The 23,117-nt window shown below is 36.1% G+C and carries 21 protein-coding genes and 1 pseudogene; 10 read left to right on the top strand and 12 right to left on the bottom strand.

Annotation, left to right across the window (positions count from 1 at the left end):
• Nucleotides 1–319: 319 nt before the first annotated feature.
• From K2F26_RS16640 to pedR, 7 genes are all read right to left on the bottom strand, one after another.
• Nucleotides 320–772, bottom strand: coding sequence for a DUF29 domain-containing protein (locus tag K2F26_RS16640; RefSeq protein ID WP_194059142.1), 453 nt, complete (start codon nt 770–772; stop codon nt 320–322).
• 204 nt (nt 773–976) lie between these two features.
• On the bottom strand, nt 977–1,897 hold the full coding sequence (locus K2F26_RS16635; RefSeq protein WP_437441038.1) for a phosphodiester glycosidase family protein: 921 nt from the start codon (nt 1,895–1,897) through the stop codon (nt 977–979).
• A 416-nt stretch (nt 1,898–2,313) separates the two neighbouring features.
• Nucleotides 2,314–3,555: a DUF4912 domain-containing protein gene (locus tag K2F26_RS16630; RefSeq protein WP_194059143.1), complete on the bottom strand. Its 1,242-nt coding sequence runs from the start codon at nt 3,553–3,555 to the stop codon at nt 2,314–2,316.
• A 705-nt stretch (nt 3,556–4,260) separates the two neighbouring features.
• Nucleotides 4,261–5,262, bottom strand: coding sequence for a glycosyltransferase (locus K2F26_RS16625; protein ID WP_194059144.1), 1,002 nt, complete (start codon nt 5,260–5,262; stop codon nt 4,261–4,263).
• Nucleotides 5,180–5,584 carry a hypothetical protein gene (locus tag K2F26_RS16620; protein ID WP_220608696.1) on the bottom strand — a complete coding sequence of 135 codons (405 nt, stop codon included), beginning with the start codon at nt 5,582–5,584 and terminating at the stop codon, nt 5,180–5,182. Before K2F26_RS16620 ends, K2F26_RS16625 begins: the two co-directional genes overlap by 83 nt.
• A gap of 10 nt (nt 5,585–5,594) precedes the next feature.
• On the bottom strand, nt 5,595–6,263 hold the full coding sequence (locus K2F26_RS16615) for a DUF6391 domain-containing protein (protein WP_220608695.1): 669 nt from the start codon (nt 6,261–6,263) through the stop codon (nt 5,595–5,597).
• 785 nt (nt 6,264–7,048) lie between these two features.
• Entirely contained in the window at nt 7,049–7,324 is a 276-nt protein-coding gene (gene pedR, locus K2F26_RS16610) for a photosynthetic electron transport-dependent transcriptional regulator PedR (protein WP_194059146.1), read from the bottom strand.
• Nucleotides 7,325–7,671: 347 nt separating this feature from the next.
• Between pedR and K2F26_RS16605 the strand changes: the two genes are divergently transcribed.
• From K2F26_RS16605 to mazF, 3 genes are all read left to right on the top strand, one after another.
• Complete coding sequence (locus K2F26_RS16605; RefSeq protein ID WP_220608694.1) at nt 7,672–8,649, top strand: carbohydrate kinase family protein; 978 nt, start codon at nt 7,672–7,674, stop codon at nt 8,647–8,649.
• Between the two features lie 115 nt (nt 8,650–8,764).
• Nucleotides 8,765–9,001 (top strand): AbrB/MazE/SpoVT family DNA-binding domain-containing protein, encoded by a 237-nt coding sequence (locus K2F26_RS16600; RefSeq protein ID WP_220612020.1) that lies wholly within the window; start codon nt 8,765–8,767, stop codon nt 8,999–9,001.
• Nucleotides 8,988–9,329, top strand: coding sequence for an endoribonuclease MazF (mazF, locus tag K2F26_RS16595; protein ID WP_246605396.1), 342 nt, complete (start codon nt 8,988–8,990; stop codon nt 9,327–9,329). The genes K2F26_RS16600 and mazF overlap by 14 nt, the downstream gene beginning before the upstream one ends.
• Before the next feature lie 269 nt (nt 9,330–9,598).
• On the opposite strand, the gene K2F26_RS16590 is transcribed toward mazF, so the two are convergent.
• Nucleotides 9,599–11,314, bottom strand: a complete 1,716-nt coding sequence (locus K2F26_RS16590) for a glycosyltransferase family 39 protein (RefSeq protein WP_220608693.1) — start codon at nt 11,312–11,314, stop codon at nt 9,599–9,601.
• A gap of 10 nt (nt 11,315–11,324) precedes the next feature.
• On the bottom strand, nt 11,325–12,164 hold the full coding sequence (locus K2F26_RS16585; protein WP_220608692.1) for a polysaccharide deacetylase family protein: 840 nt from the start codon (nt 12,162–12,164) through the stop codon (nt 11,325–11,327).
• A 308-nt stretch (nt 12,165–12,472) separates the two neighbouring features.
• On the opposite strand from K2F26_RS16585, the gene K2F26_RS16580 reads away from it, so the two are divergent.
• The 6 genes from K2F26_RS16580 (at nt 12,473) to K2F26_RS16555 (ending at nt 20,891) form a co-directional block, all read left to right on the top strand.
• Nucleotides 12,473–13,945: a cobyrinic acid a,c-diamide synthase CobB gene (locus K2F26_RS16580; protein ID WP_220608691.1), complete on the top strand. Its 1,473-nt coding sequence runs from the start codon at nt 12,473–12,475 to the stop codon at nt 13,943–13,945.
• A 104-nt stretch (nt 13,946–14,049) separates the two neighbouring features.
• Complete coding sequence (locus K2F26_RS16575; RefSeq protein ID WP_220608690.1) at nt 14,050–14,682, top strand: bifunctional 4-hydroxy-2-oxoglutarate aldolase/2-dehydro-3-deoxy-phosphogluconate aldolase; 633 nt, start codon at nt 14,050–14,052, stop codon at nt 14,680–14,682.
• 420 nt (nt 14,683–15,102) lie between these two features.
• Entirely contained in the window at nt 15,103–18,084 is a 2,982-nt protein-coding gene (locus tag K2F26_RS16570) for a UPF0182 family protein (RefSeq protein WP_220608689.1), read from the top strand.
• A 107-nt stretch (nt 18,085–18,191) separates the two neighbouring features.
• Nucleotides 18,192–19,571 carry an AAA family ATPase gene (locus K2F26_RS16565; protein ID WP_194059155.1) on the top strand — a complete coding sequence of 460 codons (1,380 nt, stop codon included), beginning with the start codon at nt 18,192–18,194 and terminating at the stop codon, nt 19,569–19,571.
• The gene (locus K2F26_RS16560; protein WP_220608688.1) at nt 19,572–20,483 is read left to right on the top strand and encodes a DUF4435 domain-containing protein; all 912 of its coding nucleotides are present in this window, start codon (nt 19,572–19,574) and stop codon (nt 20,481–20,483) included.
• 84 nt (nt 20,484–20,567) lie between these two features.
• The gene (locus tag K2F26_RS16555) at nt 20,568–20,891 is read left to right on the top strand and encodes a muconolactone Delta-isomerase (protein WP_220608687.1); all 324 of its coding nucleotides are present in this window, start codon (nt 20,568–20,570) and stop codon (nt 20,889–20,891) included.
• A 31-nt stretch (nt 20,892–20,922) separates the two neighbouring features.
• Here the strand turns inward: K2F26_RS16555 and K2F26_RS16550 are convergent, their stop codons facing one another.
• The gene (locus K2F26_RS16550) at nt 20,923–21,351 is read right to left on the bottom strand and encodes a hypothetical protein (RefSeq protein WP_220608686.1); all 429 of its coding nucleotides are present in this window, start codon (nt 21,349–21,351) and stop codon (nt 20,923–20,925) included.
• A 277-nt stretch (nt 21,352–21,628) separates the two neighbouring features.
• Between K2F26_RS16550 and K2F26_RS16545 the strand changes: the two genes are divergently transcribed.
• Nucleotides 21,629–22,027: a hypothetical protein gene (locus tag K2F26_RS16545; protein WP_220608685.1), complete on the top strand. Its 399-nt coding sequence runs from the start codon at nt 21,629–21,631 to the stop codon at nt 22,025–22,027.
• Nucleotides 22,028–22,123: 96 nt separating this feature from the next.
• On the opposite strand, the pseudogene K2F26_RS24915 reads toward K2F26_RS16545, so the two are convergent.
• Together K2F26_RS24915 and infC are read right to left on the bottom strand one after the other, a co-directional pair.
• Nucleotides 22,124–22,336 (bottom strand): annotated as a pseudogene (locus K2F26_RS24915) (hypothetical protein); the annotation flags it as partial.
• A 224-nt stretch (nt 22,337–22,560) separates the two neighbouring features.
• Nucleotides 22,561–23,094 (bottom strand): translation initiation factor IF-3, encoded by a 534-nt coding sequence (gene infC / locus K2F26_RS16540; RefSeq protein ID WP_096566105.1) that lies wholly within the window; start codon nt 23,092–23,094, stop codon nt 22,561–22,563.
• Nucleotides 23,095–23,117: the final 23 nt, after the last annotated feature.

The following is a 23,117-nucleotide window of genomic DNA, read 5'->3' as shown; positions in this document are numbered from 1 at the left end:
TGCCTTAAAAAAAAATTGCTCACACTCCATTATATTAGATACCACTATAGTACCACAGCCGCCGCCCCGTGAATCAAGAAAATCACAAATTTTTTTGAGAAAAACTTATTAAAAAAATTTTATTAATAATAAAATATTATATTTTAGAGAAATCAACGAGTTTTTGATAGATTCGATTTGGGATAGGGGAAAGAGCGATCGCTGTAATTTATTAATATATTACAGCAGCTTTCAGCTATCAGCTTGAAAATCCTTTTGGTGTAAGGTTTTGTGATCTAAATTTGTACCTCATTCACATCGAAACTGCTGTAATAATTTATTATTCAAATTCTGTCTCAAGATCAACTGGAAAAGTAGAATCAAAAACCTGCTCAATAGTATAAGGACACTGAGAAGGCAATTCTTTTTTCTTTAATGGTGTTTCGGTCAATACTAAATCTAAACCTGAAATAAAACCTTCTTGCAGTGCCGTATTTAGATATGATTTCAGACTAGGATTATCTTTTAACAGTTTATTGATTTCACGCCTTTGAGTATTAATAGTTATTTGCCAACTGCGTGTGCGCTTTTCTTGCTGATATTGCCATTTGAGTAAATGTCCAATCAACACACCTAAACGATTTTCTAATTCTCGTTTTTCTTGTCTACCCAAAGATTCAATTTCCTCCGCTAAATTCTGTAAATCAAGCCCATCAAAATTACCACAACGCAACTTTTGAGATTGTTCTATTGTCCAAAGATAAAAATCATTCTCATACAAACCCGCTGCCATATTTTTACCTGTTGTTGTTTGACTGTAGTTAGGAATTAGATATTTTATTCTAAGTAGTCGTGCAAAATAAATTTTATATTTGGGAGAGGGAACAGGGAACAGATAAGGAATACAGAGATTTTTGTTTGTTCCAAAAATGTTAAATTAATTTTGTGCAGGGTACTTAGTATAGCTTTCCTATTTCGACATATTGAACTATTGCATTCACTTCTTATAAATGAGAAACACCGAACCAATGGGTCCAAAATTTTCCACATACACCTTACCATTATAAAACAAACCCGGAGACATTCCCCCATCAAATAACATTCCTTCCCTAATTCTCCCTAAACAATTATTTCTCGCAATACCTTCTAAAACATCATCAAACTGACTAGGTAACAACTCTTTATTATTTGTAGAAAATTGAATACTAGAATTAGCTTTCATATCATTAACTAACAGAATTACATAACCCTTACTGGTAATTGCTACCATAGAACGATTAGTAGCACCTTTACAAGCAAGTTCACCCAAAGCTTTGCAAATATCTTTAAATTTACCTTGATTGTAAAATCTACCATTACCACCTACTACATTATAATTTAGTAAATTAGATCCTCTTTTTCCTATCTGAATAGTAGCAACACGCTGACTGGGATTTCCTCCAGATATCGCAAAAGAAGAACGTCTATTTTTAAAAGCACCGGAATATTCAACACCACGAGAAATATTTAAACCTTGGGGTTTATTCACAGTATCTATATAATCTGCATTAATAGCTGCAATAGGTTTTCTACCATTTAATTGGGAATTTTCATCAGCTATCAATTGACTAAAAAATTTAGGAATGTATTCTCTTCTAAAATTGCCTCTAGCATCTTTAGCATAGATTTTATGACCTAACCCCACATTTACTTTAAAATCTAAATGGGGGGATTTGGGATTAAACAGAATTACATGATTAATACCTCTAGAATAACGTTCACCTTGATTATTAGTTTTAAAAAATTCAATCCTAAACTGAGAATTATTACCAGGACAAGTAGTTGATGGTTTTGGTGCAGAATTTGCTACCTGTTCCTGAAAACCTAATAATAAAAAAGCACTACTAATTAAGAGGGATAAGAAAGATAATTTTTTCATAGATATGGTAATGGGTAGGATGTACAGGATGGTTTATTTTATCAGAATCAGGATAACCAGGATTATAGGATGTACAGGATGTAATTTTTAAACTTCTGGTTTATGAAAAGAGGATAAATATAAATTAAATAATCACATAACATCTTTAAATTCAGATGCAAACCATCAATTAAACAATCACAATCCTGTTAATCCTGAAATCCTGGACATCCTGATTCAGACAAATAAAAAACCCGCTACAGAATAACTATAGCGGGTAATGCAGTTATGGCGTAATGTAAAATTCAAACTTTCATAAGCTATCAGCTATCAGCTTTATACTAAATATTAGGTTTAATTCCCCTGTTACTACAGAAAGAATATTTTTGATTTGAGAATAAGCTGAATGCTGACTGCTGACTGCTAATTTTCAAACTCTATTTTAGCCATTCCAAAACAGCTTCTTCCTTAGTATTGGTATTGCGAGAAGGTGTTTCACGCTCAAACTTCATGTGAATAGAACGGGTTTGTTCACCATCAGCAGCAACCGCTAAAATGGGGTAATCTATCAAACCATCTTGGAAGGACATCTGGAAGCGGAAAGTACCATCGGGATTGAGTTTAATGGGACGACCACCAATAGTTACAGTTGCATCTGGTTCGGTTGCACCATATACAATCAATTCTGCATCAGCAATTAACCAGAATTTACGGGGACGTTCTGGAACAGCGGAAGCGGAGAAACCAACCCCAGACATACCCACACCGGACATATTGATCCCGGATGCAGTGGGAACTGCCCACATACCTACACCAGATGGGAAAATGTAAGAACTGATTGCTTGTTCTGGACGGACAGAACCGGCTACGTGCTGCATAGAACCGAACAGAGAACCAGCAACCCGTTGAGCTTCTGCTGATTCTGCCATACCAAAGATTTGGTCGTAAATGGGGTTCTCACCAGCACCAACCGCAGCGATTTTCTTAGCTGGGGGAATTAGTTCATACTTGGTCTTACCACGTAGGTCTTCTTCAAAGTCTACGGTAATAAAGACATCTTCTATCCAGTCGGAAGGATATACAGGGGGAATGTGAACTCTGGCGGAACGAGCTAATACTAACCAGCCACCAATGGGGGTACGATAACCGATATCAATTACATAATCGCGATCGCTCACAGGAATGGGTAAATACCATTCTCTCGCTAATTCATCCGCAGGATATTCTTGAATACTGTGGGGACTTTGATGATCTAAATCAATATCAGTAACATCATAAATCCGCAGTGCTAATTGCTGTCCACCTTGACGACGCAACTCTTCTTTGTGTTCATTGGGAATATCCCAGTATGTGTAAGCCCATTGTGGATCACGTGGTAACAACACAATGCGACTTTCACCATAACCACCTGGTAAATCTCCCAGTCCCTCATCCACATCAGCGAGAGAACCACCTGTGCGATCTTCCTGACCTAATTCAAATTTTGCTGCTTCCACGGTTTCCTGCGCCTCCAGTGAACGAGATGGACTGAGCGAAAGTTTGTTAATTTGTACTTCTTGAATTGATGCTAACAATTGAGATTTACGCATCCGACTGTAACGAGAAATGCCATACTCACTTGCAACTTTACGAAGTTGCCTTAATGTCATTTCCTCTAGCGGTGGGCGTTCTTTTGCCATTTATTTTGGCCTCCAGTAGTTTTTCGGGTAAATGACTTCCCCTGGTTATAGAATGGTTTATAAAATCTCATCTATCCCAGATGAATTTTTTATTCCTGACTTCTGGTTTTGCCCAGTTTATAAGGGTTTTAGTTGGTTTTTAAATGGATTGCCACGCTTTCTGATTCCTCGTTCTGCTATGATTAGCATTTCTTTGGGATCAGGAGCGTGTTTTTTCTTGATGAAATACTAACAGGTAATCATGCCTAGTGATCAAGGGGTATGAAGTCGGTTTTTCAGCTATTTCACGTATTTATTAGCCCTGCGGGGATCAAATTGTTATGGAATCATAACATTCGCCTTGACTTGGGGTTCATTATGTCAAAATTTCATGACATTTGCGATCCAATGCTGTGGGATGGGCTTCTAGCCCGTCCAGCTTTAAGAAATAAATGATCCAATATTATGTGGTTAAACCCGCATTTCTCACAAACAATGCGATCGCAATCTATATAATCCTTATGGAGAACCAGTTTCGGGTATTTTTCATGGTGCTGATTTTTGACACAGTGTGAAAACCGAGAATCCAGATTTTATAAGGGTTTGAGGATTTTGGTGAGAAATCCGGGTTAAAGGGCAGGCAAGACTTGTACTGAGCAAAGTCGAAGTATGCCTACCCCACAAGAATTAATAGAATATTTTTTGATTGGGTTTTTTCAGGTTGATCTACTTGTTAAATTTTCTCAGTTTCTTGTGTACTCTCTGTATAAATAATTTAGCTAACCGCATTTTCGTGAGATCCTGAATATTAGCTGAGTAATATTTTTGGTTATCAAAAAACTCATTGATTTCTGATAAAATTACCGTAAATCGCTTGATAATATTCTCAGTTCTGTATTCTGCTAAAACTTCTCCTGGTAAAGTCAAAGCAACTGGAGATGATAAAGTATTGAGAATACGTTGTACATCATATTCTAGAGAATAACCAGCGATTTTATAACAATTAAATCCCGGATCTAAATAATCAGAAAGTCCACCGTTAACGCTGGAAAAAACTTGACAACCACAAGCTAAAGCTTCCATCGGTTGTAAACCAAAACCTTCACTTACACCCTGTTGCGCCCAATATTCAGCAGAGTCATAAAGGTAAATTTTGGCTCTATTAAATAATCCTGGTAAATCTTCAATATAAGAATCAACAACAAAAACTTTACACTTTTGTTGTAATGTAGGAATTAATTGTTTGATTAAATATTCAGAAGATTTTCGCGCTTGCACTAAAACATCAATATCTCGGTCTAAATGCAAATTTGTAAATTCATCAGCGATTTGATTAGGTAAATAATAAATTAGATTATTCGGTGCTTTTTGTCCCCAATATCCCATTGTATTACGGCTAACTGTAATAATCGGAATACTGGAAGGAAGTTTAAATTTATAACCTGCACTATGAGCATGATAAACTACATTATATTTTTGCAGTTTAGGCGCAAGTTTAGCTATATCAAATCCCCAACTAATCACGAATATTACATTATCTAAATTGTTATCTATTTTTTTTTGTAGCAAGTCATCAAGAAACAACTTATCCTTTTCTCTTTGTCGGTAAGTGACAACTTCTGCACTACAGATATTTTGAGCTAAATTAACTGTTTTTAACTCTGCCCAAAGACCACCACAAGCAAATTTTCCATCTGTTCCTGGAACTAAAAAATAAAGTTTTCTCATATAGGAGTCGGGTTTGATAATTAAAATTATTTTTGTAGGTTGGTAATTGGTAATTGGTAATTGGTAATTGGTAATTGGTAATTGGTAATTGGTAATTGGTAATTGGTAATTGGTAATTGGTAATTGGTAATTGGTAATCGGTAATTGGTAATTGGTAATTGGTAATTGGTAATTGGTAATTGGTAATTGGTAATTGGTAATTGGTAATTGGTAATTGGTAATTGGTAATTGGTAATTGGTAATAGTTGATAGTTGATAGTTGATAGTTGATAGTTAATAGGGAAACATCAAATTTATTACCCAGTCCCCAGTCACCAGTCACCAGTCACCAGTCACCAGTTACCAGTCACTTGCCGCCATTTTACCTTAACAAAATGCGCTTCACGTCCCCAAGTGTCCCGTGTAAAAATGATATTTTCAATTGCGAGGTTAAAGGGGATAGCTGTTGTTAAATAACGTTGAACGAAAGCACCTAAATCTGGAGCAAGTTCAGAAGCCGTAGTTGCAGCTAATCCTAAACCTATTAATTGCTCAACAGGTCTAAATGGTAGCATCACAGACACACCCATAGCAAATCCAGCAGTTAACAACATTGCTACAGATAAATTTGTACCGCAACGGGGATGTACCGCTAAATCCCATTCTCCGTTGGTAAGACGATATTGAGCTAATGTTACTGCACGCCGTAAATAACTGATATTTACATCACCATAAAGGTAAAATCCTTGTTCTGTGGATAAACCACTTAATGATTCGTTATCAAACTGTACATGAGTAGGCTGTTTGGGAAAAGAATCAACACTTTTTGTCTCACTCAGAACCCAAACAGTAGCGTGTTCTAAGGCATGAACCTGACGCAGCATGAGAATTTCTTGTAAGCCAGGTACAAAAGATAGCTGTTCTAGTAAATTAGTATCTTGGTTTGGTGATGGTGCTATCAAGTCAAGATTAAAAAAGTTAAAGGGAAATGAGCTATTTGCATAAGAAGTTGGAGTATTCATTCTCCCCCAAGCTGATAAAGTAATATAGATTTCCGATACAAAAAAGCTAACTAATGCTAACAAAAGTCGGCTTTTTCTTCCTGCTTCATCCTGAAAGTGTCGGCACTACTCAGTCTACAGGCTTTAAGATCGGGTGTATCTCACTCTACTATTAAGTATTTAGGCTTGGCTATCACCTAAATACCTATCAATAATAGCACTGTTTATAGTCTCAAAGTCTCAAAATTGTCTAGCGACAGGTAGGTTTTTCAGTGAATCAGTTGTTAGGTTTCGTTAGTAAAACATTAACTAGCTATTCACCTTCCAATGTAACGCTTGTACAACTAGATTATTGCTAATTTTTGTTGAAAAATAGCATGAGTCATGAGTCAGTGGGGGTTTAGCAATGCTAAACCCTTTGGGCTAAATCAAACGAGAAATTCTGATATGTCAGTTCCGATCGCAAAAATTCGCTAATTCCCAGAGCATCAACTTTTACTACATAAAGTCACGGAACTTGTGGTAGAGGTTCACACTGAAAAATAAAGGTGAGGAGGAGAACAATCTGTAAACCTCAAAATTGATCTTGCCAATTTTGGATTTTAGATTTTAGATTTTGGATTTTGGATTTTGGATTTTGATTGAGGTGTTTTGGTACTTGTACTTCAGAAGCAAGCTCAATACCCCGCTCTTTGTCGGTTGTACCTATCTCAAATACTCGCTGCGCTGCTTACGCTTCGCTAACGCAAATCGAAAATCCAAAATGGTTGAACTTTTCAGCATCCACAGGGATTCATAGTAATAAACTAACTCACATTTGAATCATTGTAGTTAGGTAATGTACAGCAATTGATATCGTTTAAACAGACCTTTCCCCACTGTAAAGCCCAGCGAACCAAAGCAACTCGGTTATCTGTCTTTGTTTTGGTGAGAATATTGCTGATATGATTATCAACTGTACGTTTGCTAATCTCCAGTTTTGCTGCAATCTCTTGGTTAGTTAAGCCTGCGGCCACTAAGTCGATAATTTGCAGTTCTCTGTCTGACAGACTAACAGGGGTCCCAGACTCACTAGCAGCCATGGCTTATTTATTTCTCCCTTGGTATATGTACTCAATCACTCTTTCTAATTCTAAAAGATTCTCTCAGAGCTAGACGTTGTGAATGTTCCTAGTAATACTAAAGTCAATATTTTCTGGGAATTTAATCTGAAGATTAATTTCCTTAAAAGCAAAATTTCTATAAAATATAACCTATTCATCAGTAAATATTCAGTGTTACTTCAGTGGTAAATTTGGGGATTTTATAGCATTATGTACTATATGGGGTGATAAAAACTGCTATTTTATGGTTAACTGGAGACAAAGGAATAAAGATGCTTATACATTTTATACATATTCCTAATCCCAAGTCGTAAATCGAAAATGATATGAGTAATCCCCATGTTTTGTGTCTAGGCGAAGTTTTGTTTGATTGTTTAGCAGATCAAATGGGGCTAAAGCTGGAAGAAGTCAAGTCTTGGACTCCCTACCCAGGGGGTGCGCCAGCTAATGTGGCTTGTGCTTTAGTTAAACTGGGAACGCCCGCAGGTTTTATTGGTGCTGTAGGAGAAGATCAACCAGGTAATGCACTGGTGAAGTTATTACAAGATGTAGGTGTAGATACAACGGGTGTGCAACTTCATCCGACAGCACCAACGCGACAAGTTTATGTAGTCAGGGATTTGACGGGCGATCGCTCTTTTGCTGGTTTTGGTAAATATGATACTAGCGAATTTGCCGATACCCGGTTACAAGCTAAACAAATACCAGAATCACTGTTTAACGATGCTGATTTTTTGGTGTTGGGGACTTTGGAATTAGCTTATCCTGAAAGTGAAGCTGCTATTCACCAGGCATTGAAATTAGCGGAACAATATGATTTGAAAATCATCTTAGATGTGAATTGGCGACCTGTATTTTGGCAAGATGCTAATTTAGCAAAGCAAAAAATTGCAGCATTATTGCCGCGTTTTGATTTCCTCAAACTCACCAAAGAGGAAGCATCATGGTTGTTTGATACTACAGACCCTGGAGCAATTACTTACAGATTGAACTCATTAGAAGGGGTTTTAGTCACCGATGGCGAAAATGGTTGTGCTTATTGTTTAGGTGAGAATGAAGGTAAATTACCAGCTTTTTCTATACCAGTGGTGGATACCACTGGTGCAGGAGATAGTTTTTTAGCTGGGTTTCTCCATCAGTTGAGTAAGTTGGGTATTCATAGTTTGAGAGATGCAGAAACAGCAAAACGAGTTGTTACATACTCTAGTGCGGTAGGGGCGTTGACTACTATTAAACCAGGTGCGATCGCATCCCAACCCACAGCAGAAGAAGTTGATGCTTTTTTAGCTGAACATCAACTTTAACAGTTAACAGTTTTCACTGCTTGAAGTAAAACCACAATTAGGGAAATATCAGATACAATCAGCTGATATTCCCTTCAGATGAGATAATTTGTAGAGTTTGAATAACAACCCAAATATGACAGTCCACAAATTAATGCTGGAAATTCCAGATAATCTATTTCAAAAATTGCATCACCTAGCAGAATTAACAGGTCAATCCATCGAATCTTTAGCAGTGCAAAGTTTAACTAACAATTTACCCGTATTTTCTGAAAAAAAGTACAACTTGGATGATTTGCTATCAAGAGTATCATCAGAAAATTTACACAATGAAATAGATACCGGAGAACCTGTTGGTCGTGAATGCTTCTGAGACAATATACATTCCCCAACAGGGAGATATAATTTGGATTAATTTTACTCCTCAAGTTGGAAGAGAGCAAGCTGGTAGACGGCCTGCCATTGTTATTTCACCCATAAAATATAATCGTCGAGTAGGCTTGGCCTTGGTTTGTCCAATTACTACAAAAGTAAAGGGCTATCCATTTGAGGTAATTTTGCCATCAGGTTTAGCTGTATCAGGAGTCATTTTAGCCGATCAAGTTAAATCCTTAGATTGGCAACAAAGAGAAGCAGATTTTATTTGTAAAGCACCACCTGAAGTTACTGTTGAAGTCATCAGTTTATCAATTGATAATTGACAATTGACAATTGATAATTGTTTCATTCAAGGTTTAAAACCTCCCCTTTGAAGGGGAAAAAACCCAAAAAAATCCGCTTTTTCAATCCTCTTCCTTTCAGGGAGAGGTCATTGTCAATTGTCCATTGTTAATTGTCCATTATTGAATAAGAACCCTAATGCCTTTGTAATGGGGATAATTATCAACCTATTTCCTTGAGTATTAACAGTCTATTTTGATTTTATTGCCATAATTTATAAGCAAGGCTGACTCCTGAATCCTGCCATAATTTATTTACAGTGAAACAATTCATACTCATACCCATATATTCCCGGCAACTTTTGATCATCAGGCAGACATTTTTCCACTTCTTGACTGATGGGAGCATGAAAATTAACCAACCATAAATCAAAAGGTCGTGGTAATTCTTTGATAGTCTTTTCTAGGGCTATAGTAGAAGTATTGGGGTTTTGGGCTTGATGGGCGAGGAGAAATTGAGTATTTTCAATATTAGTTTGCAAACCAGAGAATTTTAACTCCCAAGCTATACCCATCATTTCTCCAGTTTGGACTAAACTTTTATGAGTTGTGGCAATGAGAACCGGGACTGATGAATTTTGTTCAATGACAGGAAGAAATAAATCAGGGCGATAATATTTGCGATAACCCAAATTAAAAGTAACTGAAATTGCACTGATTAAACCCATTACCCAAATCAGCATTACAGCTTGTTTCCCAGTAATACCCCATTTACCAATGTTGGGATTTTGATAACAAACTGCCAGACTTGCACCCACTAAAATTATTACCGCTGGAAAATAAACAAAACTATAGCGAGCGCCCCTGGTAAGATCAATACCCAGGAAATAAGTAAAGAAGAAAAATAGAGCGATCGCTCCTAATACTACTGCAACAAATACTTGAGTAATAGAACCAATTTCCGGTTTTTGTAATTGAAATTTTATTCCCCGAATTAAAATTGGCACTGCCCAAATAAAGAAAATTAACATCACCAACCCAGAGAAAATAACCACTGTTAAATCAGGTGCTTCCACTGGGAGTAAGGAAATCATAGTAATCCATGTACCTAAAGCTTGAAAAATGGGGCTAATCCAACTTAGTCCCACACGCTCACTTTTAATCCACTCCGTTAAAGTGCCAATGTAGCGATTTTGTAACCTTCCTGGCAACCACACTAACCCAGCAACAGCCGTACCAACTACTACATAATAAAGCCGCCACCACACAGGAGAGAGTAACACCCAAATTTTTGTGTGCAGTTGTTGTTTCCAAGCTACAAAAATCAAAGCTACAGCTTCAGCGCCAAGAGTGATCACAAAAAAGAAATGAGTAGCAAAACCCAAGGCGTTCACTCCTACCCAAGCAATAATTAACCACAAAGGTAATAATTTTTGTTTTTCTAGATGACGGATAGCAACTACCAAGCAAGCTAGAGAAAGCATCACCCAAAGCATAGCCAATGTATAATGACGGGCTTCTTGTGCTAAGAATATTGCATAAGGTGAAACTGCCATCATTGCAGCGGCTAATTGTCCTACTAATGAAGAACGAAAAGCTAATTTACCTAAAAAATAAGCACAGGGAATAGAAACAGCACCCAATAAAGCTGGAAATGAACGTGCTGCAAATATGGATACTAAACCTTCTGGGTGAGGAAATAACCGCATCCACAGATGAACCAAGACAAAATATAATGGAGGGTGATTATCCTCTGTGAGAATATTATTAATTACATCTCCTATACCAACTGCGGGATTAATTTGTAATGGTTGTAATAAAATATCAGGGGCGATCGCTTGATCTAAAGGTACTGGTAAAAAACTATTTCCCAAGCTAAATACTAAAGTCGCAAATTCATCAGTCCAAGGCGGTTTGGCTGTTAAGTTAGTCAAACGTAACCCCATACCAATAATGAACCAAATTAGCAGCAGTAAAGGATGAAGCCAGGGAGCAGAAACGGTAGAGCGCCTATTATTCACGTCCATTTTTGTTGTTTTAATTTTGCTTTAAACAGCGTTCTTGTACTTTAACTACAGTTCCTCTTTTCAACAACTCTGATATAGTGACAAATTTATATCCCTGGGGAGTATAGGCTTTCAAAATTTTCTCCACTACCTCTACTGTATTATGGCGACTAGCATATACTCCTTTTTTTGCTACACCATCAGAATCATGTAAAAGAATGATTGAACCATTATGAAAGTTATTTTCAAAAATTTTCATCATCTCTGCGGCAGATTTACCACGCCAGTCCTGTAAATCTACATCCCAAAAAATAATTGGTTTTCTCATCTGCTTTACAACATTCGTTACAGCAACACCAGCCCGACCAAAAGGGGGTCTAAAGTGAACATTATCTGGTGAAATTAATTGATTAATTAAAACATCGGTTTCGGTAATTTCCCTATAAATAGAATCTTTAAATTTACTATTTAAATCGTAATGATGCCATGTATGGTTTGCTATTTCATGTCCCTGTTTTTCCAAAGTTCTGACAATTTGGGGATACTTTGCACTGTGTTTTCCCAAGACAAAAAATGTTCCCTGAGCTTGATAATCTAAAAGGATTTGAGAAATTGCTCTGGTATAGACTGGATCAGGTCCGTCGTCAAATGTTAATGCTAAAACTTTATCAGGAGTGTTGACACAAAATACTGACTCTCCAAATAGGCTGGGCAGCAGGAAACGCTTTGGCCAAGCCAATTCTAAAAAACAGTAAACTGCTATTACTATCAATAACAGAGGCAATAATTTGGAAAATCTGAATTTCGATGGACGATGTTTGCCAAAACCCAGGAAAGAAAAACGCTGAGTGAGGGGTTTAACTAAAGGCATTATTACGGGTTAAGCAAAAATTTGAACATTGAAAGCATATCAGATTATCAGTAAATTTGTCTATAGTTAGGCTTTGATTAAATTTCATAAGTTAGCAGTTAGCAGTCAGGAGTCAGGAGTCAGTGGTTCGACTTACTTCGACTGCGCTCAGTACAAGTCGCTCACCAACCGGAGTCAGGAGTCAGGCAAAATTAATTTAACACCAAATGCTTTTAGTTAGTTTTTTTGGATGGGAATATCAGGTACAATCATCAGATACAATTATTAGATACAATTAAGTGATATTCCCTTCATTTTTTACCTAATTCATGTCTTTGATTATTGCTGGAGAACGCAGCGGAGTGGGCAAAACTACGGTGACACTTACACTTTTAGCTTCTTTGTGTCGTCGTGGTGTCAAAGTACAATCTTTTAAGGTTGGTCCAGATTATATTGATCCTATGTTTCATCAGTATGTTACAGACCGTCCTTGTCGAAATTTAGATGCGGTTTTGACTTCAGAAACTTATATTCAAAAATGTTTTCAGCGTCATTCCCAAGAATGTGAATATACTCTGGTTGAGGGAGTGATGGGTTTATTTGATGGTGTTGGTAATTCTTTCAATACAACTGAAAATGGCAATCATCAAATGGACTTTGCTAGTACAGCCCATGTTGCCAGATTATTAGATATTCCGGTAATATTAGTAATTGATTGTAGTCGTTTGTCTGGGTCAGTAGCTGCGATCGCACATGGTTATTGTAGTTTGGATCAGAGAGTTAAAATTGCAGGGTTAGTATTAAATAGAGTAGGGAGCGATCGCCATTTATCTTTATTAAAAAATTCCTTGAAAACTCTCAACTTACCTATTTTGGGTGTCCTCAAAAGACAGGATAATATTACTATTCCTGATCGTCATCTGGGTTTAGTTCCCACAGGAGAATTACCAGAATTAGATAATGTAATTCATCGTCTCGCAGATTTAGGCGATCATTGTTTTGATTGGGAAAAATTATTACCACTTTTACAAGTAACTGAAATTCTGTCTTCAGATGTTCCCAATTTTCAAATCAACGAACCGCACAGACACAGAGAAAGCGGAGAAATAAAAGAAAATCAAAAATCAAAAATCAAAATTGCTGTTGCACGGGATCAAGCTTTTAATTTTTATTATCAAGACAACTTAGATTTATTAGAGAAACTGGGAGCAGAATTAATATTTTGGAGTCCTTTAAAAGATACTCAATTACCAAAAGATATTCAAGGAATGTATTTTGGTGGTGGGTTTCCTGAAGTATTTGCACAAGAACTAGCAGCAAATATTAAAGTTATTCAAGAAGTAAAAACAGCGATTTTATCAGGAATACCCACCATTGCTGAATGTGGTGGTTTAATGTATTTGTGTGAAAATATTATTGATTTTGAAAATCAATCTTGGACAATGGTAGGAATATTGCCCACATCTGCACAAATGGATAAAAAATTAACTTTAGGATATCGTCGCGCAGTAGTTTTAGAAAATAGCTTTTTGTTAGATGCGGGTACAAATATTTATGGACATGAATTTCATCGTTCTCATGTAATTACAAACCCGCAAAAACCATTGTTTGATACCTATCGTTATGACTGTGAAGAAAATACAGGTTTTGAAGGATGGAATTTACCTAATATTCCTAATGTTCATGCTTCTTATGTTCATCAACATTGGGGAGAAAGTATAGAAATTCCCCAAAGGTTTTTACAGCAATGTTTAAAATTTAGTGAGGTACAAAAACCGCCAGGGAATGAATTACCTGTCTAATAGCAAAAGTCGGTTAAAACCGACTATTTTTTAATATCAATATTCTTCTAATATTCTTATCTTCCTTACCCTTACCCACGTATTTGAAGAACGCTTATTGTTTTATGTCTAATCAAGTTTGGTTGTCAAAATTAAAACAACATCGAGCAATTGCAGTTATTCGCGCCCCGAAAATGGACTGGGGTGAAAAAATGGCTTTAGCGGTAGCATCGGGGGGAATGCAGTTAATAGAAATTACCTGGAATAGCGATCGCCCTGGAAAATTAATTTCTCAACTCCGTAGTCAGTTACCTAATTGTACAATTGGTACTGGTACACTGTTTAATGTACAACAGTTAAAAGAGGCGATCGCTGCTGGGGCGCAATTTCTTTTTACTCCCCATACGGATGCAGAAATGATTAAAGTCGCAGTATCTCAAGATGTTCCTATTATCCCTGGCGCTCTGACACCTACAGAAATTGTTACCGCCTGGACTCTGGGCGCAAGTTGTGTCAAAGTGTTTCCGGTACAAGCAGTAGGAGGAACGAGTTATATAAAAAGTTTACAAGCACCCCTTGGTCATATTCCCTTAATTCCTACTGGTGGTGTAACGTTAGAAAATGCTAAAGATTTTTTACAAGTTGGGGCGGTGGCCGTGGGTTTAAGTGGGGAATTATTCCCGAAAAAATGGGTTTTAGAAGGAAATTGGCACAAAATCACCGACCAAGCCAAAAATCTTACACAAAGGTTAAATTAGTTATTGTAGGGACGCTTGACTGGGGACTGGGGAAGAAAATTTTAGATTTTAGATTTTAGATTGAAATTGACAAAAACAATCCAAAATCCTTGCATCCAAAATCCTTTCATTGAATTACCAATGACCTTTTGGAATTGTTCATTTAGCGACTCATGGAGATTTTAAACCAGGAAATGTTAATTCAGGTAAGATCAACTTAACCCATCCATACTATTGGTCTGCTTTTACAATGGTTGGTAATTGGAATTAATACAGCAGATTTCATCCAAGTGAGGTAAACTTGTTGCAGGCAAGATGCCCGCACCACAAGAGTTTTATTATTCATGTTTGTACCTCATATACCTGCAATATCCTGTATTTGCTTATTTATCGTAGTTTTTACTGTCACCTATTCCCTATTCCCTATTTCCTAGAAAATCAATGTTTTTCAAATGGTGCTTTAGAGTTATTATCGTTTGCCTGGGTTTGTGGATCATCTTGGATCTAGCTTCTCATTTAGGGGCGGAAATTTTTTGGTTTCAGGAAGTTGGCTATTTGCCAACTTTTCTGGTGCGGTTAATAACTCAAGGTGCTTTATGGGTGGGTGTTGTTAGCTTGAGTATGATCTATCTACTGGGAAATTTAACTTTAGCAAAACGTTGGCAATATCCCCAGTCTCTGAAAATTGAGCCAGCAAGAATTGAAAAAACTACACTGAGTAGGGAACTAACAAATTTTCTAAGTCCCAAATATATTCAAATCTATCAAACTCCGCAAATTGAAACGGGAAACACACAAATTAAATTATTCTGGTTGCTACCGCTAACGTTAAGCTTGAGTTTTTTAGTGGGGTTAATTTTCACCCATTATGGACAAGTTGCGTTAAGTTACTGGAATGGAGAAATTAATCAGGTTAATTCACCTTTTACTATCTTATTTAGACCAGAGATAGTTTGGAACTTGAGCATCAGAATTATTTATCAAGTTTGGTATTTTGTTTTAGCTTTAGTGATGGCGATCGCTGTATTAATATATTCCCAGTTTTTGCTGTGGGCGATCGCTATTATTTTTAGTTTCGGTTTTGGGTGGTTAATATCTCAACAATGGAAGACAATATTGTTGTATTTCCACTCCACCCCCTTCAATAGCACTGAACCTTTATTTGGCAAAGATATCAGCTTTTATATTTTTTCCCTTCCTGTCTGGGAACTGTTGGGTTTTTGGCTGATAGGTTTATTTTTATATGGCTTTGTTGCTGTTACTCTCACCTATCTTGTATCAGGAGACAGTATCAGTCAAGGCATTTTCCCTGGGTTTTCGCCAACACAAAAACGTCATTTATTCGGCTTAGGTGGCGGTTTAATGTTGGTGATAGCCTTTGGTTTTTGGTTAAGTCGTTATGAACTGGTTTATTCTCCCCGTGGAGTGAGTTTTGGGGCTAGTTTCACTGATGTTAAAATACAGTTACCAGCAGATACAATGTTATGTGTTTTAGCTGTGGCGATCGCCTTTTATTTATTATGGCAAACTTTATTTTGGAAACCCAAATCTCAACATCATCAATGGGTAATTTATGGTTTTGGTATTTATTTATTATTAGTAATTGCAGGTGATTTTATTGTACCTGCGGTTGTCCAATCTTTCATAGTTCAACCCAATGAATTACAGCGAGAAACACCTTATATTGAACGTACTATCGCCCTCACTCGTCAAGCATTTGATTTAGAAGCCATAGATGCTCAAACCTTTAATCCCCAAGGAAAATTAACCCAAGCAGATATCAAAGCCAATGATTTAACTATTCGCAATATTCGGCTTTGGGATCAAGAACCACTATTAAAAACTAACCGACAATTACAACAAATTCGTCCTTATTATGCGTTTCCTGATGCCGATATTGATCGTTACATTATCACCAGCCAAACCAACCAACAAGAACCCCCAACAAACGAAAAACGTCAGGTACTAATAGCCGCCAGAGAATTAGATTATAATGCTGTCCCACAACAAGCACAAACATGGGTAAACCGCAATTTAATTTACACTCACGGTTATGGTTTTACCATGAGTCCAGTAAATACAGTTGCACCTGGTGGTTTACCAGAATATTTTGTCAAAGATATTAGTGGTAATGGTGCAGCTTTAACTACTGCTAATGCAGCTATTCGGGAAAGTATTCCTATTGGTGAACCGCGAATTTATTATGGAGAAATTTCTAATACTCATGTCATGACTGGAACAAAAGTTAAAGAATTAGATTATCCCAGCGGTAGTGATAACGTTTATAACACCTACGATGGCAGCGGTGGAATTAGAATTGGTTCTTTATGGAGACGGTGGTTATTTGCCACATATTTAAAAGACTGGCGAATGATATTTACACGGGACTTTCTACCAGAAACCAAGGTATTATTTCGGCGAAATATTAACCAAAGAATTAGAGCGATCGCACCTTTTTTACAATTTGATAGTGAACCTTATATAGTTGCCGCTGATGCCAACCCAGATGATAAAAATCAACAATTTCCAGGTGCAAAAAATTATCTTTATTGGATAGTTGATGCTTACACTACCAGCAGTCGCTATCCCTATTCAGATCAAAATAACGAAGGTATTAACTATATTCGTAATTCTGTTAAAATCGTCATTGATGCTTACAATGGCACTGTCAGATTTTATGTTGCTCAACCTCAAGATCCGTTAATTATTGCTTGGTCAAAAATTTTCCCGCAAATGTTCCAACCGCTAACGAATATGCCTGTTAATCTGCTTAGTCATATTCGCTATCCGGTAGACTTTTTCAAAATTCAATCTGAGCGGTTAATGATTTATCATATTACTAACCCTCAAGTATTTTACAATCGGGAAGATCAATGGCAAATTCCCAAAGAAATTTATGGAACTGAACCCCGTCCAGTTGAACCTTACTATTTAATTACCAGTCTTCCTGGTGTTCCCTTTGAAGAATTTATTTTATTACTTCCCTACACACCAAAAGAAAGAACCAATTTAATTGCTTGGTTAGCAGCGCGTTCTGATGGGGAAAATTACGGTAAATTACTACTGTATAACTTTCCTAAAGAACGTTTAATTTATGGACAAGAACAAATAGAAGCCAGAATTAACCAAGATCCGGTAATTTCTCAACAAATTTCATTATGGAATCGTCAAGGATCAAGAGCAATTCAAGGTAATCTTTTAATTGTTCCCATTGAACAATCTTTATTATATGTTGAGCCAATTTATTTAGAAGCAACCCAGAATAGTATACCAACTTTGGTTAGGGTGGTTGTTGCTTATGAAAATCGTATTGTCATGGCGCAGACATTAGAACAAGCTTTACAGGCGATTTTTCAGCCAGAAATAACACCAGCGCCGGCTATTATTCGTCCTGTGGAAGAAGAAGGAATACCGCCGGTTTAAAATAAGTTGTAATTCATAATTCATTCTGTCCTCAAGATGAGTTACTATAGAAAGTATGCAACAAATAGTCTCAAAATCACAGCTATAAATAGTCAGAATCAATAATTATGCTGTTAAGTGAACATCTTAATTCTAGTAATTTGAAGTCATTTTCTCTCAATGGCTTATTCGGCTATAAGTATGTGAAAATACCTTTTGATAAAGAAGCTGTTATTCTGATTGCTGAAAATGGTTCTGGTAAAACCACTATTTTGAATGCTCTTTACTATTCAATATCTTGTAAGTTTAGTAGATTAATTACCATTGATTTTGAGTCAGTAGTGATTGAATTCACATCTGGTGTAAGTGTTGAAATTAAAAAAAGAGATTTGGTTTCTTACTATGAAGGAGATTCAATTAGAAGAGAAATTTTAAGTGATTTAAATCTTCAGCTTATATCTAAACTTAGACCTTATGTACCTTCAATTGAAATAGATAGACTTTTAATGGATATTAAACGAGGTTATCCGTCTAAAAGTATCCGCCGAAGGGTTTTAGAGCTAAGAGATATGTACGATATACAATCTCAATACTTAGATGGATTTCTTGATGAAAGAATTACGGCTGTGAAAGTCGAAGATAAACCTGAAAAAAAAATTGAGAAAATTAGAAATACTATTCAAGAAAACATTAATGAATCAATATTATATTTTCCCACTTATAGAAGGATTGAAGAAGATTTAAAAAACTTAGGTTATGAAGGGTCGCGTCTTGGAGATAGTGATGGTAAACTAATTCAGTTTGGAATGAATGATGTTATAGCAAAATTTGGTGAAATTAAAACAACAATTAAGAATGCTACCTTAGAACTATTTTCAAAAGTAACTGGTGAAATGTTAACACAATTCGTGGAAGGAATAGAACCTACACAAGAGATGAGAGATAGCATCCAGCCAGAAACTTTAAACATAGTTTTAAGTCGAGTAGGAGACAATATATCTCAAACAGATAAAAAAAATATAGAACAGTTAGTCAACTCTGAGGATATAAAATTACAGAAATATGATCAATTAGTGTATTTTCTATCTAAGCTTGTAGGACTTTATGAACAACAAAAAGAAAAGGATAATTCCATTAAGCAGTTTACAGCAGTCTGTAACAAATACTTACACAAAAAGAAAATTATCTATGATGAAACAAGTGTAGAAATTTCGATAGTTCAAGAAAGAAATCATAAACCAATAGATATTAGAAATTTATCCTCTGGTGAAAAACAGATTATATCCTTATTTTCTAAAATTTATTTGGATTCAGATGATGAATACATAATTTTGTTTGATGAACCTGAGCTTTCTCTTTCCCTGGAATGGCAAAGATTATTACTTCCTGATATTTTGAAATCTGGTAAATGTAAACTTCTTTTAGCTGTCACACATTCACCATTCATTTTTGATAATGAATTAGATGTAAATGCAATAGATTTAGATGATTTTGTCACGGAAAAATAGATGTCAGTAGCTAAACTTAGAGATGCTCGGAATAGACCAGTAGTAGCATTTACCGAATTTACCCGACAATACAAACAAAATGAATCTGCTCTATACTGCTTCTTTGAAGGTGAAGATGATAAGAAGTATTATGGAATTAGAATCAGAAATATTGCCAGACCAATAAAATACTCTTACTTTAGTTGTGACGGAAAAGAAGGAGTTTTAGACATTCATCGAATTATTACTAATCGCAAAAGTTACTCTCAAGCTAGAGCAGCATACTTTATAGACAGAGATTTTGATGTATCAATAAAAAATACAGCAATAACCGGAATATATGAAACTCCTTGTTACTCAATTGAAAATTTATATACATCTATTAATAGTTTTTGTGAAATTCTGAGAAGTGAATTTAAGCTTGCTGAATCAGATATTGATTTTAATAACTGTAAAAACCTGTATATAAAACTCCAGAAAGAATTCCATGATGCAGTTGAACTTTTAAATATTTGGATAGCTTGTCAAAGAGAAAAAAGAGCAGATTTAAAGTTATCTGGCTTTGATCTCTCAAAGTTAGTACAGATAGATTTAGATAATATCACTAGCAACTACACAATTAATGAGCTACATACTCAATTTCCCAAAGCAATTACTGTTACTCAAGAAGAACTAGACTTAAAGCAAAATCATCTATGTATACAAGAACGTCAAAAAAGTTTTCGAGGTAAATTTGAAATTTACTTTTTATTCAAATTTATTCAAAAACTAATTGAAGAAGCAAATAAAGGAAATCCCAAGTATTTTACTAAAAAAATAAAAGTTACCTTAAATTTAAGGGAAACTACGCTAATTTCTGATTTGTCCCAATATGCTGACACCCCAGATTGTCTAGTAGGTTATTTGGAATCTTTTAGAACTTCTGTGAATTAAAATTATCATAACACTTTGCGCGAAACCTCCACCTATGGTATTTTATTATCTGTAAATAACAAACCACTCTTAGGAAAATCAACCATGCTATATCACCTAGATTTTCACGTTGAATACCCCGACGACATGACACAACAAGAACTCTTTACCATTTGGAGTGAAGAAGCAGATGCAGCACTGCAAGCAAAGCAAGCAGGAATTGTTGTAGATTTGTGGAAATGTGTGGGAACTCGTCGAGTCATTGTTATTGTTGATGTTCCCACACCGGATACCCTGGATCAAATTCTTTTAGATTTACCCATCATGAAAAAAATGGGTCAAAATGTGCAAGTAGAAGTAACTCCTTTAAGAAGATATGAAGACTTTGCAGCAGATGTAAAATCTCGGTTAGAGAAAAAAGAAAAATAAGAAAATTATGGGTGAGATGATAATAACAACTTTAGTATTTAATACTGGGAAAAATGAGGATATCTATCATCTCACCAACCGCTAAACCTGAGCCAGCAATAACTGTTAAAATCCAAAAAGAATATGTTTTACTAAATCCAGAAAAACGCATTTCTAAATCAGCTAATAGCGTGGTTGCTAATGGAATGAGAAATATACTGAATAAAATTGACCAAATTGCTATTAACGCGATGGATGCACTGAGAACCAAGACGACAACTAAAGTTTGAGAACCAAAAACTAAAAGAGTTTCTAACCAAGAATTACTTTTTCTGACTATAGCTATAGCGATCGCCCCCACAAAAGCCCCCACTAACCAAGCAATTTGATGAGCAGCAAGATACCATCCTAGCAGATTGTAAGCCAGCCAAAGTAATGCCAATGCAGTTACAGGAATCCTCTGGAAAAATAGCAAGTTCATATTTCCCGATCCTATAATTATTTTAACATCAATTTAAATAGACAATTTTTGACATTATTCCTCTATCTCCAGAACTATTTTAACACTATGTCAATACGGCTGCATTAATTTGTAAATTTTATCAATTTCTTACCTTGGATATATATTCAGATATTTACAAGCAAACCTATCGACAGAGATAGCCAAGGTTTTATTTTGTTACACCTATAATTGAAATAAATAATCTAATTTTTCACAAATTGCTGAGAAAGCGTATTATATAGAGCAGGTAAATAATATGTATATTGAAGACATATTACAACATCAGGTAGATAAGGTAGCGTTAAATAAAACCTTTCATGGTTTAACACAAACCGAAAGTCAACCGGAATACTCGCAACAGGAAGGATTAAATATCTCCGATTTAGCAATAGCTTTAAGTCCACTCAGCTTTGTCTTTATTTGGGCGTTTTTTTTGTTTCTTGTCCAAAAGATTCGTTCTCATGCAGATAATAAAATAGCTTTTAGTGTCAATGGTTTACATCAAGTTCCTTGTAAAAACTGTAAATTTTTCTCCAATAACCATTATTTGAAGTGTGCGGTGAGACCTGATATAGTCCTCACGGAAGAAGCTATGAATTGTTCTGAATATTGCCCCAAAAAAGGGAAATTTACACCAAACAAACTATTTAGATAGGGTGAAAAGTCTTTTCGTGGGGGCAGGCAAGAGGCAAGAGTGAAGAGGTTTTTAGTGTGATTTGCATTTTGTTACATATTTTTGTTTAGTGTGGTCTATATAAATCCAGGGTAGTTGTCCCGCGCCATATTTATCCAAAAACAGTGCGACAGTGCTATCCTCAGCCCAGCGCAACCCTACAGATACAATTGTGTAGAAGGCAAACATCATCCAAGTACGTTCAAGCTCCTCTGGTCGGAGATTGACCCACTGAAGCATTCGTACCAGAAAGCCTCTATCGCTTGTTAACCAGTGATTTTTTAATTCCATGCAGTTTTTTCTGGGGTGAGAAACAGATAATCACAGCGCAACAGCTAAGTATTTAGGATAACAGTAACAGCAGTTACTAAATAGTAAAAGTCCTGAACAACTGAGTATTATTTTTCACACTCAGCAGCCAGGACTATCATTTTGAAATAAATTTACAGTTTAGTGATTGGTGATTGGTGATTGGGTTATTAACTTTCCCTGCTTCCCCTACACCCTCTAGCTTTTTACTTTTTGGGTGAAATTAGCATCATCATATTTCGCCCTTCTTTCTTTGGCGCTTGCTGTACTTCACCAAACGGTTCTAAATCTGTAGCCATCCGTTTTAGCAAATCCTCTGCTAAATCACTGTGTTGGATTTCTCGACCCCGGAACATCACAGTAGCTTTGACTTTATCACCATCTTTGAGGAAGCGTTCAGCTTGCTTGACGCGCACATTATAGTCGTGTTCTTCAATCTTATAGCGCATCTTTACTTCCTTCACGTCAGCCGTGTGCTGCTTCTTCCGGGCTTCCCGCGCCTTTTTCTCCTGCTCAAACTTATATTTCCCGTAGTCCATGATTCGACATACCGGCGGGTCGGCTTTGTCACTGAGTAGCACTAGGTCTAGTTCTTTTTCTTCTGCTAACTTTAGTGCTTCATGGGGCGGCATAATTCCTAATTGGCCGCCATCAGTGTCAATGACTCGAATTTTCGGGAAGCGAATGCGTTCGTTAATTTGGGGCAGATCGCGAGTTCTTTTTTTCTCAATCACAGGCATTATGATTTTTGGGAGCTTTTTTA

The organism is Sphaerospermopsis torques-reginae ITEP-024 (genome assembly GCF_019598945.1).
Classification (GTDB): domain Bacteria; phylum Cyanobacteriota; class Cyanobacteriia; order Cyanobacteriales; family Nostocaceae; genus Sphaerospermopsis.
Note: the sequence above shows the minus strand (reverse complement) of the source record. Positions and strands in the feature narration are given on the sequence as shown.